Genomic DNA, 13,986 nt, shown 5'->3' with positions numbered 1-13,986 from the left:
GCCGGCCCGCAAGCGCGCCGGCCCGGCAGCGGATCAGAACATCAGGCCGTACTGCTGGTAGCCCGTGCCGACCTTGCCGCGCGCGGCGACCGGGGCGGCGGCGTCGCCGGTGCCCGAGTGGCGCCACAGCGTGCCCGAGGTGTCGCGCGCGATGATGTCGACGATGCCGTCGTTGTCCAGGTCGCCCGCGCCCTGGATGAGGTTGTACTGGTTCCAGCCGGTACCGATCTTGGTCGGGTACTTGAACGGCTTGGCGATGTCGCCGGTGCCGGCGTGCAGCCACAGCGTGCCGGAGGAGTCCCGGGCCACGATGTCTGCGTTGCCGTCACCGCTGATGTCGCCCAGACCTGCGATCTGCGTGTACTGGCCCCAGCCCGTGCCGACCTTGGTGCGGCCGGTGGTGGTGCCGATGGCCGTGCCGTCGTGCACCCAGAGCGCACCGGTGGCGTCACGGCCGATGAGGTCGTAGCCCGAGGTCGAGCCGCCCAGGTCGCCGGGGGAGAACGACCGGTTGTAGGTGTTCCAGCCCGGACCGACCGAGTAGCTGAGCTCGCCGTCGGAGAAGTGCAGCTCGCCCTCGGGCGTCCACGTCCAGATGCCGTCCACGGCGCCGTCGCCGTCGGTGTCCGCCTGTGCGGCGTTCGGGAACGTGTATCCGTCGGTGACGAACTCACGGGCTGCGAGGCCGCCGACACCGTTCGGCTTGTGCATGTACAGGTCCGAGCCGACCACGCCGAACGTGCCCTTGACCACGGCGGGAGCGGCGGCGGCAGCCGCGCGCGACTGCTTCGGGGCGGCGGCGCGGTCCGCCTTCTTGACGGCGACGGCCGCGTCGGCCGCCTTGTCGCGCTGCGGGTTCTCCGCTGCGTGGGCACCGGTCGTGGTGGCCACGAGTGCCGCGGCGATCGCCGCAACGGTGACGCGGGACAGGAAGCGTCCGCGCTGGGGGCCAGAGAGTTCGGCCACGGTATGACTCCAGGGGCATGAAGGAGCCGTGACGCGTCCTCGTGGGGGCGTCACGGCTCCGGCAGGATCTATCCACTTCATCTTCACATGCCAATTACCTTCACGGAATTGGTATATGGAGCGCGAGAATGATCATTGTGGGGCAATTGGTGATCACTTGGGGGCGTGATCAAGACAGCAGTTCCAGCTCTGCCAGCGTCCCTCCGTCCGCGCCCTGAACATCCGTCACCAGCCGGTAGTGCCGGTACTCGCCGGGGGCGGCCACCATGAAGACCCGGGTCTGGCGGTCCCAGGCGAACTCCTCCCGCTTGCGCTCGTCCAGTACGTCCCACTTCTTGCCGTCCGCGGAGCCCTGCAGCACCCAGCCGGCCGGGGCCTTGCGGTGGTCGGCCGAGGTGAGGGTGTACTGGAGGGCGCGGGTCGGCGCGGCGACGGACAGGTCCGTCGTGGCCGTGAGCGGTGCCTCGGTGGTGGAGGAGTTGTCGAAGAGCGGTCCTGAGCCGGTGAGGGCGTCGGCGCGCGGGGCCGGGGCCCTGTCGTCCTGGGTGAGGGAGACCGGGGCACCGCCACGGCCTGAGCCCCAGGCGGTGGGCCGCTCGCCCATCGCGAAGTCCAGGGTGGCGCCGCGCGCGAGGAGGCTGTGCGGCAGCGCCGTGGAGTTCCATGGCTTGCCGTTCACCCGCAGGGACTGGACGTAGACGTTCTTCGCGTTGTTCTTCGGCGCGCGGACCACCAGGTCGCGGCCGTTCTCCAGGTGCACGGTCGCCTTGGTGAAGAGCGGCGAGCCGACCGCGTACTCCCCGCTGCCCATCACCAGCGGATAGAAGCCGAGCGCGGAGAAGAGGAACCAGGCGGACTGCTCGCCGTTGTCCTCGTCGCCGTGATAGCCCTGGCCGATCTCGCTGCCCGTGTAGAGGCGGGAGAGCACCTCGCGGACCTTGGCCTGGGTCTTCCAGGGCTGGGCTGCCGCGTTGTACATGTAGGTGGCGTGGTGGGCGACCTGGTTGGAGTGCCCGTACATGCCCATCCGCACGTCACGGGCCTCGGTCATCTCGTGGATGACGCTGCCGTACGAACCGGTGAACTCGGGGGACGCGGTCTCCGGGGTGGCGAAGTACGTGTCCAGTTTCTTGCCCAGGCCCGGGCGGCCGCCGTAGAGGTTGGCGAGGCCGCGGCTGTCCTGCGGGGCGGTGAACGCGTAACCCCAGCCGTTCGTTTCGGTGTAGTCGTGACCCCAGACGCGCGGGTCGAACTTCTCGGACGGGACCCGCCAGTCGCCCTTCAGGTCACGGCCCTGGAAGAAGCCGGCCCTGGAGTCGAAGAGCTTCACGTAGTTCTGCGCCCGGTTGAGGAAGTAGGCCGACTCCTCCTTGTAGCGGGCCTTCTTCGTCTTCTTGTGGAGGGCCTCGCCCATCTTGGCGAGTCCGTAGTCGTTGAGGTATCCCTCCAGCGACCAGGACAGGCCCTCATGGGTCTTGGTGGAGGCGTACCCGAGGAACGGGGAGGTGTCCATGCCCTTGCGGCCGACCCCGGAGAACGGCGGCAGGACGGTGGCGTTCTTGAGCGCCGCCTCGTACGCGGCGGTCGCGTCGAAGTCCACACCCTTGACGAACGCGTCGGCGAACGCGACGTCCGAGGAGGTACCGGTCATCAGGTCCGCGTAACCCGGCGACGACCAGCGGGAGATCCAGCCGCCGTCCTTGTACTGCTGCACGAAACCGTCGACCAGCTTCCCCGCCTTCTTCGGTGTGAGGAAGGAGTACGCGGGCCAGGTCGTGCGGTAGGTGTCCCAGAAGCCGTTGTTGACGAACACCTCACCGTCGACGATCTTCGCGCCGGTGTGGGTGGGGGTGTCGGGCCCGGTCTGCGGGGAGAAGGGGCTCGCGTACCTGGTCTTCCCGCCCACCTTCTCGTGCCCGGCATTGGGGTAGAGGTAGAGGCGGTAGAGACTGGAGTAGAGGGTGGTCAGCTGGTCGTGGCTCGCGCCCTCCACCTCGACCCGGCCCAGGAGACCGTCCCAGGCGTCCTGGGCGCGGTCGCGGATCCGCTCGAAGCGGGAGCCCGCCGGGATCTCCTGCGCCAGGTTCTCCTTGGCCTGGTCCACGCTGATCAGCGAGGTGGCCAGGCGCAGGGTGACCTGCCTGTCCGCGGACGGCTTGAAACGGAGGTAGCCGGTGACGTCCGCGCCCCCGCCGCCGCTGAGCTTGCCGCTCGCGGTGACCGGCGCGTCGAAGACTCCGTACACGAAGAGCCTGGTGGCGCCGGTGGACAGACCGCTCTTCACATCGGAGAAGCCGGTGAAGGAGCGGGTCGCCGGATCGAGGGTGAGACCGCCGTCGTTGGAGACGTTGTCGAAGACGATGCTGGCGTCCTCACCCGGATAGGTGAAGCGCATCATCGCCGCGTGGTCGGTCGGCGTCATCTCGGTGCGCAGACCGTTCTCGAAGGTCACGCCGTAGTAGTGCGGCTTCGCGGTCTCGTTCTCGTGGCGGAAGGGCAGCGCGCGGGCGGTGCGGGAGGCGTCCGGGGTGCCCGCCGCCGCGGAGGGCATCACCTGGAAGGTCTGCCGGTCGCCCATCCAGGGGCTCGGCTCGTGGCTCGCGCTGAAGGCCTGGAGGGTGGGCAGGTTGTCGCTGTTGTTGCCGCGCGCGTAGTCGTACAGCCAGCTGGTGGAGCCCGCGTTGGTGACCGGCGTCCAGAAGTTGAAGCCGTGCGGGACGGCGGTGGCCGGGATGTTGTTGCCGCGCGAGTACGAGCCGCTGGAGTTGGTCCCCCGGGTGGTGTTCGCGTAGTCGGACAGGCGGGCGAGCCGCTTCTCGGGGGCCTTCTCCGCGATCCTCACGTCGTCGAGCCAGCCGCGGAAGGCGGCCGGGCCCTTCGGGTTGTCGTACGCCACCAGGATGCGGTCGACCGTCTTTCCGGCAGCCACCGAGCCGATCCGGGACGCCTTGTGGTTCCACTGGTTGGCGTACAGCGTCTTGGAGGCGCCCTGCCCCTGCGGGGAGAGCACCGCACCGTGCTGGTCGAGGGCGCGCAGGTCACTCAGATAGGTGCCGTCGGTGAATGCCAGGTCCACCGCCACGTTCGTGGCCGGGTAACTGAGGTCGGCGCCCTTCTCGTCCGTGGGCAGCGACGGGAAGACGCGGTAGGAGAGCTCGGTGTTGCGGCCGATCCGCGTGTTCACGTCGAAGACCTTGTTGTACGAGTACGCCCGGCCCGCCGCCTTGTGCGTGCCCGCGTACCGCAGCGCCCGCTTGCCCGTGAAACCGGCACCCGACTTGGCGGTGGGGGAGCCGGAGGGGCCGCGGTCCACCTGGCTGCGCATGTCCTCGGGGGTGGGAGTGGAGGTGTCCCCGTTCGAGAACTGCACGTCCGCCAGCTGGAGCAGTGGAGCCCCACCGTTTCGGGTGATCTCCAGCCGGTAGTGCGGGTAGGCCGCGTCGTTGGCGAAACTGTACGACTTCGTCTGGAAGCGGGACGTGAAGGTCTCGTCCTTGCGGGTGTCCAGCGTCTTCCAGGTCTTGCCGTCGGCGGAACCCTGGAGGGTCCAGTCCTTCGGGTCGCGCTCGGCGGCGTCGTTGGCCGAAGTCAGCGCGTACGAGACGACCTTGACCGGCTCCTCCAGGTCGAACTCGACCCAGCCCACCGGCAGGAAGGTCAGCCACTTGCTGCCCGGGGTGATGTCGACGAGGTTCTCCTTGACCTCGCCGCCCGCCGGGTTCTCGGCGCTGGCCCGCAGCGCGGTCACCCGGTCGGTGACGTTGCCCGGGATGCCTGCCACGTCACCGCCGTCGACGCCGGAGGCCCGCTTGCGCCCCTTGGCGTCCGTCTCGACCGTGTTGCGCCAGCTGGGTGCGGGCTCGTCCGCCTCGAAGGAGGAATGGAAACCCCGGCTGACGGGCGGGGGTTGGCCCGGCGCCGCCGGTACGGCGACGGCGGCCGTCGGCGCCATGACGGCGAGCGCCAGAGCACCCGCCGCGAGGCTCGCGAGGGGCGCCGGGGCGCCCCTGCCAGATCTGGATCCGGTTCTCCCACTGGGCGGCATCCCGCAGGCTCCCTCTACTCGGACAACGTTGTCATGAGCGTACGTACCCCCAGTAGGGAGTCAAGTTGCCAGTGGTGTCAAGGGTGTTGTGGCAGAACACGTTGGACAAAAGTGGGCCTAGATATCCAAGAGGTCTCAACTAGGGAAAGAAGGCCGCGCAACCCTGCTTTCGATCTTGCCCAGTTGACGGGAAGTGGACTATACCTATCGGCGTCCGCAGTGCTCTTGAAACCGGCTGCGGACCAGGGGGAACGGGGACCACGGGGGCGGTACGGGAAGCCCCTCGCGCACTCCGGAATTCCGCTGAATCATTCGAGTCGACCGACCGCGGTGGCGGGGCCTTCGCCCGAGACGCATTCCGGTGCGGGCTTGTGCGGGGCAACTCCGGTACACCGCCTGAGTCCTGAAGAGGGCGAGGACTTGAGCATGGGACCCACCCACGTCAACCGTCGTGACGTACTGAAGAGGACGGCGGCCGCCGGTCTGCTCGCGGTGCCCGGAGTCGGTGCCCTCAGCTCCTGCGCGAGCGGCGGCGGAGCCGAAAAGGAAGCCGAGAAGGGCACGAAGTCCGACAAGAACCCGCTGGCCGTCAAGGAGGACGCCGCGCTTTCGGTGTACATCTTCAACGGTGGCTACGGTGACAAGTACGCCCAGTACGTCACCGACATGTACCAGAAGCACTACCCCAGGTCGAAGGCCGCGCAGAAGTCCACGGAGAAGATCGCCACCCAGCTCCAGCCGAAGATCGTCCGGGGCAACCCGTCGGCCGACGTGATCAACAACTCCGGCGCCGACCAGATGAACATCAGCAAGCTGGTCCACAACAAGCAGGTCGCCGACTTCACCGAGCTCCTGGACGCCCCCTCCTGGGACGACCCCAAGGTCAAGGTCCGCGACACCCTCTCGCCCGCCATGCAGGCGATGGGCGCCTTCGGCACCAAGGGCTGCTTCCAGCTGAACATCGCCATGACGGCGTACGGCAACTGGTACTCCGAGCGGATGCTCAAGGAGACCCTGGAGGCCGAGTACCCCACGACCTGGGACGCGATGATCGAGGTCTGCAAGAAGGCCAAGGCCAAGGGAATCCACGGCTGGAGCTACCCGGGCGGCCACCCCCGCTACATGCTCTTCTCCATGTACGGCATGTTCGCCCAGGCCGGCGGGCGCCCCGTGCTGGACGCCATGGACTACCTGGAGCCGAACGCCTGGAAGCACGACGCCGTGAAGTCCGTCTTCGAGGCCTTCGAGGAACTCGTCGCCAAGAAGTACGTCCTCACCGGCTTCGACGGCACCGAGGGCCACACCGAGATGCAGACCGCCTGGACCAAGGGCAAGTGCGTCTTCGTGCCCAACGGCTCCTGGGTGGAGAACGAGGCCAAGGACACCACGCCCAAGGGCTTCGAGATGCGGGTCGGCGCCACCCCGGCGCTCGGCAAGAGCGACGTCATGCCGTTCGGCACGCTGTACGCCCCGCCCGGCGAGCCCTTCATCGTCCCGGCCAAGGCGGCCAACCTCCAGGGCGGCCTGGAGTGGATGCGGATGATGTACAGCAAGGAAGCCGCCAAGAACTTCTTCAAGGAGGTCGGCTCGATCCCCGCCGTCACCGGCGCCATCGAGGGCGTCCAGCTGCCGCCCGGCACCGACAGCGCGCAGAAGGCCATCACCGCGGCCGGCGACAACATCGTCATCCCCTTCTTCAAGGAGTGGTACGGCGAGTTGTTCACCGAGGACTTCAACGCGGTGATGGGCAAGTTCATGATGGGCGACATGTCGACGAAGGAGGCCCTGGACACCATGCAGAAGGCCGCCGACCGGGTCGCCAAGGACCCCGACGTGACCAAGATCCAGAAGGGCTGAGGGACCACCACGGCCGGCGCGGGCCCGGATGCCGGCGGGCCCGCAGCGAGGTACGCGGTACGCGCCCCGGCGGGCGTGCGTGGACGAACGGGTGAAATGCGTGAATGAACGGGTGAAATCGGAGCGGCATGAGCACTGAGACACGGGCCGAAAAGCCCCCCCACCGGCTGTTGTTCCTGTTGGCAGTTCTCCTGCCGCCCCGATTCACCCCGGAGCGGGTGCGGTACGACCGCAGGTACCGCACGCTCGACAAGTACCGCTTCATCGCGGGCTTTCTCGCGGTCCCGCTGGCCTTCTACGCCGTATTCGTCATCTCGCCCTTCCTGCAGGCGATCTATTACTCGTTCACCGACTGGGCGGGCGGGCCGATCGCGAATTTCGTCGGCTTCGACAACTACGTCAAAATGTGGAACGACGAGCGGTTCTGGGAGTCCACGACCACCAGCCTCACGCTGCTGGTGATCGCCCCGCTCATCACCCTGGTCCTCGGCATGTTCTTCGCCTACATGATCACCGCGGGCGGCCGGCACCGTAAGGGCCAGGCGATCGCGGGGGTGGCGGGCTCCTCCCTCTACAAGGTCGTCTACTTCTTTCCGCAGGTCCTGTCCGTCGCGATCATCGCGGTGGTCTGGGGGCGCGTCTTCAACACCAACAGCGGGCTGCTCAACGGCGGTCTGAACTCGGTCGGCATCAAGGGCCCCGCCTGGCTCGGCGGCGAGTACAGCCTCGCCCTGATCGCCACCCTCACCGTCATCTGCTGGAGCTTCGTCGGCTTCTACGTGGTGCTGTTCTCAGCCGCGATGGGCGCCGTCCCCAAGGACATCTACGAAGCCGCACTGCTCGACGGAGCCGGCCGCGGCACCACCTTCTTCAAGGTCACGCTGCCGCTGATCTGGGACACCGTACGCACGGGCTGGATCTACATGGGCATCCAGGCCCTGGACTCCTTCGCCATCGTCCTCGTCATGATGCCCAAGCACGCCATGAAGGTGACCCCGGTCTTCCTCTACGAGCGGTTCCGGGACGGCCAGTTCGGCTACGCCACCGCCATCGGCGTCGTGCTCCTGGTCCTCAGCGTGGTGTTCTCCCTGATCATCATGCGGGTCGGGAACCGCGACCGGATCGAATACTGAAGCGCGAAGACCTGGGAGCCACCGCACCATGACGACACTCGACGCAGGGGCCAGGACCGACGGAACCGCCGCGCCCGCCCCCTCGGCCGCACCACCGAAGCCGGTCCGCGAGGGCACCACCCTCAACGTCTTCTCGCACGCCTTCCTCGTCCTGTGGGTGGTGATGGCGGCGGGACCACTGATCTGGGTCGCGCTGACCGCCTTCCGCACCTCGGGCGAGATCCTGGGCGACCCGATGGGACTGCCCTCCTCGCTGCACTGGGAGAACTTCACCAACGCCTGGACCAAGGCACACATCGGGCAGTACGCCATCAACTCGCTGGTCGTCCTGGCCGGCTCGCTGACCGGGACCATGCTGCTCGGGTCGATGGCCGCCTATGTGATCGCCCGCTTCACCTTCCCCGGCAACCGGTTCGTGTTCATGCTCTTCGCGGGCGGGATGATGTTCCCGGTGATCCTGGCGCTGATCCCGCTGTTCGCGGTGATGGAGAACCTCCAGCTGCTCGACACCAAGCTGGGCCTGATCATCTCGTACATTGCCTACTCACTGCCCTTCACCACCTTCTTCCTGACGTCCTTCTTCCGCACGCTGCCCACGGGGGTGCAGGAGGCGGCCATGGTGGACGGCGCGTCGCACACCCGTACGTTCTTCCAGATCATGCTGCCGATGGCCAAGCCGGGCCTGGTCAGCATCGGCATCTTCAACTTCCTCGGCCAGTGGAACCAGTACCTGCTGCCACTGCTGCTCAACAGCGAGGACGAGACCAGTTACGTGCTGCCGCAGGGCCTCGCCTCCCTCGCCATCGCCCAGGGCTACCGGGGCGACTGGGGTGCGCTCTTCGCGGGTCTGACGATCGCCATGGTGCCGGTGCTCGTGGTGTACGCGGTCTTCCAGCGCCAGGTGCAGGCGGGACTCACGGCGGGTGCCCTCAAGTAGACACCCGGGGGACACCGGAGCAGGCCCCTGGGCGGACGTCCGGGAGGGCCCTCAAGTGACTTGTGCAGGAACACTTTTGAAGCCTCATTTCGGCTTGGACACGAAAGTGGTCTAGGCCTGTTGCGTCTTCGCGGAGGCTGAGTAGTGTCTGCGCCACGGCGCGGCGGGGAGATCTTCACCCGGGCCGGTGGTCCGGGGCCGACCCCGGGAAGTGGCAGCAAGTCGACGCTGATGTCGAAGGGTTGGACAGTATGAGGAATCGGATGATCGCCACCGGAGCGGCGACGCTCGTGATGGCACTCGGGCTCACCGCGTGCGGCGGCGACGGCGACGGCAGTGGCGGCGGCGAAGGCAAGGGCAAGACCATCAAGGTCGTCGCCGCCGACTACGGCGACAAGGCCTCCAACGCCTCGAAGATCTTCTGGGACAAGGTCGCCAAGGACTTCGAGGCCGCCAACTCCGGTTACCAGGTCGATGTTCAGGTCATCAACTGGAACGACATCGACAAGAACGTCAAAAACATGATCGCGGCCGGCAACGAGCCGGACATCCTGCAGACCGGCGGTTACGCCGACAAGGTGGCCGACGACCTGCTCTACAAGGTCGACGACGTGCTCTCGCCCGCCACCAAGGCCAACATCGTCCCCGCCTTCGCCAAGGCCGGAGAGGTCAAGGGCGCGGCCTACGGCATCCCGTGGGTGTCCTCCAGTCGGGTGCTCTTCTACAACAAGAAGGTCTTCTCCGCCGCGGGCGTCACCAAGCCGCCCACCACCTGGGCCGAGGTCGCCGACGCCGCCAAGAAGATCAAGGACAAGAAGGCCGCGGACACCCCCTACGCCCTCCCCCTCGGCCCCGAGGAGGCCCAGGGCGAGACCATGATGTGGGAGATGGGCAACGGCGGCGGGTACACCGACGCGGGCGGCAAGTACACCCTGAACAGCCCGCAGAACATCGAGACCTTCAAGTGGCTCCAGGACAACCTGGTCAAGCCCGGCCTCACGTACCCCAACCCCGCCTCCACCGACCGCAAGACGGCCTTCGCCGACTTCGCCGCCGGCAAGGTCGGCATGATGAACGGCCACCCGAGCGTCGTGCAGATGGCCAAGGACGGCAAGGTCGAGTACGGCGTCACCACCATCCCCGGCAAGACCGGACCGCTGCAGAACACCCTGGGCGTGGCCGACTGGACCATGGCCTTCAAGGACGGCGGCGCCGAGAAGGACGCCGTGAAGAAGTTCCTCGACTTCACGTACACCAAGAAGAATCTGGTGGCGTTCGCCGAGATGTACAACTTCATGCCGGTCACCACCGACGCGGTCGCCGAGATGCAGGGCAACCCGAAGCACGAGTCCCTGAAGCCGTTCTTCGAGGCGCTGCCGACGGCGAAGTTCTACCCCGTCAACGACACCGCCTGGGACGTCATCTCCGCCGAGATCAAGAAGACCGGCGGCAAGGCCGCGTCCGACGACCCGAAGGCGGTCCTGGACGACCTGCAGAAGAAGGCCGACGACGAGGCGGCAGCGGCCAAGTAACGCGCTTCACCGGCTCGTTCCTTCCGAACCTCGCTCCCTGTCCCAGGAGAAACCCGTGTCACTCAAGGCCCCTCCGTCCCCCGCCGGTACCGGCGGGGGACGGGGCGGGCGCGCCCCCAGGCCGGTGAGCCGCCGCAGCGGACTGGCCAGGCTCGGCCCACTGCCCTGGATTGCGCCCGTCATTCTGTTGATCCTCTTCGTGGTCGTCTGGCCGGTCCTCGAGCTGATCCGCACCTCGTTCCTCAACATCTCCATCTCCGGCAAGGTGCGCGGCAGCGCCGGTACCGACAAGTACACGAAGCTCTTCGAGGAGAGCGACCTCGGTGCCGTTCTGGTCTGGACGGTGATCTGGACGATCGTCGTCGTGACCTTCACGATGCTGATCTCGCTGGCCCTCGCCCAGCTGTTCAACCAGCAGTTCCCAGGCCGCACCCTGACGCGCTGGGCGCTGATCGCCCCCTGGGCCGCCTCCGTGCTGATGACGGCCATCGGCTTCAAGTGGATGCTCAACCAGACGGCCGGTGTGCTCAACACGGTGATGATGGACCTCGGTCTCATCGACGCGCCGGAGGACTGGCTGGGCACCGCGTCCACCGCGTGGCCCTGGATGATGGCCGTCGCCGTGTTCGTCTCGCTGCCCTTCACCACGTACACCCTGCTCGCCGGGCTCCAGACGATCCCCGGCGAGGTCTACGAGGCTTCGCGCATCGACGGTGCCGGGACCTGGCAGACGTACCGGCACATCACCCTGCCGATGCTGCGTCCGGCGTTCCTGATCGGCGTCGTGATCAACCTGATCAACGTCTTCAACTCCTTCCCGATCATCTGGGCCATGACCCAGGGCGGTCCGGGCTACGACACCTCCACGTCGATGGTGTTCATGTACAAGCTGAAGGAGACGGACATCGGGGAGTCGGCCGCGATGTCGGTCGTCAACTTCGCCCTGGTCGTGGTGCTCGTGCTGATCTTCCTGAAGGTCAGCCGCTGGAACGAGGAGGACTGATGGCCACCGCGACGGCCGCCCGGCCGAAGACGAAGGGCCCCTCTCCCAAGCCCCCGAAGCGGGCCTTCCGGCCGCGCACCCTGGTGATCGCCGTAGTGGCCTGGGGGCTCGCGGCGCTCTTCCTCGCCCCGTACCTGGAAATGATCATCACCGCGCTGCGGCCGAAGTCGGAACTGCGCGACCGCACCTATCTGCCCAGCTCCTTCGAGTGGTCGAACTTCATCGACGTCTGGAAGGAGTCCACGCTCGGGCAGAACCTGCAGGTGACGCTGGTGGTCGCGGGCGGGGCGACGCTGCTGGTGCTGCTGGTGGCGCTGCCCGCCGCGTACTACACGGCGCGGATGAGGTTCCGCGGGCGGAAGATCTTCCTGCTGCTGGTGCTGGTCACCCAGATGTTCCAGCCGACCGCGCTGCTGATCGGTCTGTACCGCGAGTTCTACCAGCTGGGGATGCTCAACTCGGTCTGGACGCTGATCCTCACCAACGCGGCGTTCAACCTGGCGTTCGCGGTGTGGATCCTCACGGCGTACATCGGCTCCATTCCGGCGGAGCTGGAGGAGGCGGCGATGGTGGACGGCACCAGCCGCTTCGGCGCCATGATCAAGGTGACGCTGCCGCTGGCGCTGCCCGGTGTGGTCACCGCGCTCATCTTCACGTTCATCACGACCTGGAACGAGTTCGCGATGGGCCTGACGCTGACCACCGACCCGGCGAGCCAGCCGCTGACGGTCGGCATCAACAACTTCATCGGTGCCTACACGGTGCAGTGGAACTACCTGTTCGCGGCGTCCGTCGTGGCGATCGTGCCGGTGATCATCCTGTTCGCGTTCATCGAGCGGCACGTGGTCTCCGGACTGACGGCGGGTTCCGTCAAGTAGGGGCTCCAGGTCAAGTAGCGCTCCAGGCAGGGCGCATACGGTACGAAAGCGCCCGTCGGCCACGGTCGGCGGGCGCTTTCGCGCGTTCGGGGTGCGGTTCTCGTGCGTACGGTGGACGGCCCTCTTGCGTGCGGGAGGTGAACGGAGACGCGTGGCGCAAGCCCCTCGCTCAAGGTCTTGACGGGAGCAGGCGGCAAAGTCTCTGCTTAGGGTTCACATGTTGGAAGAACGGCGGGGGCCTCACAGTCGCGGCCCCGGAGCGGACGGCCGTCGTGCCGTCCGACGGGATCAGGAGTGGATGAGTCGATGGAGACTCCGGGGTCGCAGACCTCTTTGCACCGGGCCAACCTGGAGCGGGTCGTGCGCGCGGTGCGCATGGCGGGCTCGCTGACCCAGGCGGAGATCGCGAGAAGCACCGGTCTCTCCGCCGCCACGGTCTCCAACATCGTGCGGGAGCTGAAGGACGGCGGCACGGTCGAGGTCACCCCGACCTCGGCGGGTGGGCGCCGGGCCCGCAGCGTCTCCCTGAGCGGGGACGCCGGCGTGGTCATCGGCGTCGACTTCGGCCATACGCATCTGCGCGTCGCGGTCGGCAACCTGGCCCACCAGGTACTGGCCGAGGAGGCCGAGCCGCTGGACGTCGACGCCTCCGCCGCCCAGGGCTTCGATCGGGCGGAACAGCTGGTCAAGCGGCTGATCGAGGCCACCGGCATCAGCCAGGGCAAGGTCATCGGGGTCGGTCTCGGCGTCCCGGGACCCATCGACGTGGAATCCGGACGTCTGGGTTCCACCGCGATCCTGCCGGGCTGGCAGGGCATCAACCCGAGCGAGGAGCTGTCGGGGCGGCTGGGCGTCCCGGTGTACGTCGACAACGACGCCAACCTCGGTGCGCTCGGCGAACTCGTCTGGGGCGCCGGGCGCGGGGTGAAGGACCTCGCGTACATCAAGGTCGCCAGCGGTGTCGGCGCCGGCCTGGTGATCGACGGCCGGGTCTACCGGGGCCCCGGCGGTACGGCGGGGGAGATCGGGCACATCACGCTCGATGAGTCAGGACCGGTCTGCCGCTGCGGCAACCGCGGCTGCCTGGAGACCTTCGCGGCCGCCCGTTACGTACTTCCGCTGCTGATGCCGGGGCACGGCCCCGACCTCACCATGGAGCGCGTCGTGCGGCTCGCGCGGGACGGAGACCCCGGCTGCCGCCGGGTGATCGCGGACGTCGGACGGCACATCGGCAGTGGCGTCGCCAACCTCTGCAACCTGCTCAATCCCCGCCGGGTCGTCCTGGGCGGCGACCTCGCGGAGGCCGGTGAGCTGGTGCTCGGCCCGATCCGCGACTCGGTCTCCCGGTACGCGATCCCGAGCGCGGCCCGGCAGCTGAGCGTGCTGCCGGGGGCGCTGGGCGGCCGCGCGGAGGTGCTCGGCGCCCTCGCGCTCGTACTGAGCGAAATGGGGGATTCGACACTTCTGGACGGGTCGCGCACCCCCAATTCCTTTGGTACGGACCAGCATTCCACCCCCGCCTTCACTTAGATAACGAATGGCACCGTTGTCATCTCGTTAAGGGTTTACTCCTTGACGCTATGGCGGCGCGCGAGTTGACTTCTCGACACCTCGGCCGCAACGACGCGGCCTCGT

At 67.6% G+C, this 13,986-nt stretch carries 9 protein-coding genes; 7 read left to right on the top strand and 2 right to left on the bottom strand.

Going from position 1 to position 13,986, the window contains the following annotated elements; all coding sequences use genetic code 11:
* Positions 1 to 33 precede the first annotated feature (33 nt).
* Together ACFWVV_RS00400 and ACFWVV_RS00395 are read right to left on the bottom strand one after the other, a co-directional pair.
* On the bottom strand, positions 34 to 966 hold the full coding sequence (locus tag ACFWVV_RS00400) for an FG-GAP repeat domain-containing protein (RefSeq protein WP_384344041.1): 933 nt from the start codon (positions 964 to 966) through the stop codon (positions 34 to 36).
* A gap of 169 nt (positions 967 to 1,135) precedes the next feature.
* Complete coding sequence (locus ACFWVV_RS00395) at positions 1,136 to 4,918, bottom strand: GH92 family glycosyl hydrolase (RefSeq protein WP_384344044.1); 3,783 nt, start codon at positions 4,916 to 4,918, stop codon at positions 1,136 to 1,138.
* A gap of 519 nt (positions 4,919 to 5,437) precedes the next feature.
* Between ACFWVV_RS00395 and ngcE the strand changes: the two genes are divergently transcribed.
* From ngcE to ACFWVV_RS00360, 7 genes are all read left to right on the top strand, one after another.
* Complete coding sequence (gene ngcE, locus ACFWVV_RS00390; protein WP_384344046.1) at positions 5,438 to 6,868, top strand: N-acetylglucosamine/diacetylchitobiose ABC transporter substrate-binding protein; 1,431 nt, start codon at positions 5,438 to 5,440, stop codon at positions 6,866 to 6,868.
* A 128-nt stretch (positions 6,869 to 6,996) separates the two neighbouring features.
* Positions 6,997 to 8,001, top strand: a complete 1,005-nt coding sequence (locus ACFWVV_RS00385) for a carbohydrate ABC transporter permease (RefSeq protein ID WP_384344049.1) — start codon at positions 6,997 to 6,999, stop codon at positions 7,999 to 8,001.
* A gap of 28 nt (positions 8,002 to 8,029) precedes the next feature.
* Positions 8,030 to 8,938: a carbohydrate ABC transporter permease gene (locus ACFWVV_RS00380; protein WP_384344052.1), complete on the top strand. Its 909-nt coding sequence runs from the start codon at positions 8,030 to 8,032 to the stop codon at positions 8,936 to 8,938.
* 263 nt (positions 8,939 to 9,201) lie between these two features.
* Complete coding sequence (locus ACFWVV_RS00375) at positions 9,202 to 10,470, top strand: extracellular solute-binding protein (protein WP_384344054.1); 1,269 nt, start codon at positions 9,202 to 9,204, stop codon at positions 10,468 to 10,470.
* Positions 10,471 to 10,525: 55 nt separating this feature from the next.
* Positions 10,526 to 11,473 (top strand): carbohydrate ABC transporter permease, encoded by a 948-nt coding sequence (locus tag ACFWVV_RS00370; RefSeq protein WP_384344057.1) that lies wholly within the window; start codon positions 10,526 to 10,528, stop codon positions 11,471 to 11,473.
* A complete protein-coding gene (locus ACFWVV_RS00365; RefSeq protein ID WP_384344060.1) occupies positions 11,473 to 12,351 on the top strand; it encodes a carbohydrate ABC transporter permease in 879 nt (292 codons plus the stop codon). The genes ACFWVV_RS00370 and ACFWVV_RS00365 overlap by 1 nt, the downstream gene beginning before the upstream one ends.
* Positions 12,352 to 12,657: 306 nt before the next feature.
* The gene (locus ACFWVV_RS00360) at positions 12,658 to 13,881 is read left to right on the top strand and encodes an ROK family protein (protein WP_384344063.1); all 1,224 of its coding nucleotides are present in this window, start codon (positions 12,658 to 12,660) and stop codon (positions 13,879 to 13,881) included.
* The last annotated feature ends 105 nt before the right edge of the window (positions 13,882 to 13,986 follow it).

It is taken from the genome of Streptomyces sp. NPDC058663 (genome assembly GCF_042716745.1).
GTDB lineage: Bacteria > Actinomycetota > Actinomycetes > Streptomycetales > Streptomycetaceae > Streptomyces.
Note: the sequence above shows the minus strand (reverse complement) of the source record. Positions and strands in the feature narration are given on the sequence as shown.

Coding starts and splice junctions, on each gene's coding strand:
- ACFWVV_RS00395 (WP_384344044.1), bottom strand. CDS start 4,918: ATGGCGCCGACGGCCGCCGTCGCCGTACCGGCGGCGCCGGGCCAACCC.
- ngcE (WP_384344046.1), top strand. CDS start 5,438: ATGGGACCCACCCACGTCAACCGTCGTGACGTACTGAAGAGGACGGCG.
- ACFWVV_RS00385 (WP_384344049.1), top strand. CDS start 6,997: ATGAGCACTGAGACACGGGCCGAAAAGCCCCCCCACCGGCTGTTGTTC.
- ACFWVV_RS00380 (WP_384344052.1), top strand. CDS start 8,030: ATGACGACACTCGACGCAGGGGCCAGGACCGACGGAACCGCCGCGCCC.
- ACFWVV_RS00375 (WP_384344054.1), top strand. CDS start 9,202: ATGATCGCCACCGGAGCGGCGACGCTCGTGATGGCACTCGGGCTCACC.
- ACFWVV_RS00365 (WP_384344060.1), top strand. CDS start 11,473: ATGGCCACCGCGACGGCCGCCCGGCCGAAGACGAAGGGCCCCTCTCCC.
- ACFWVV_RS00360 (WP_384344063.1), top strand. CDS start 12,658: ATGGAGACTCCGGGGTCGCAGACCTCTTTGCACCGGGCCAACCTGGAG.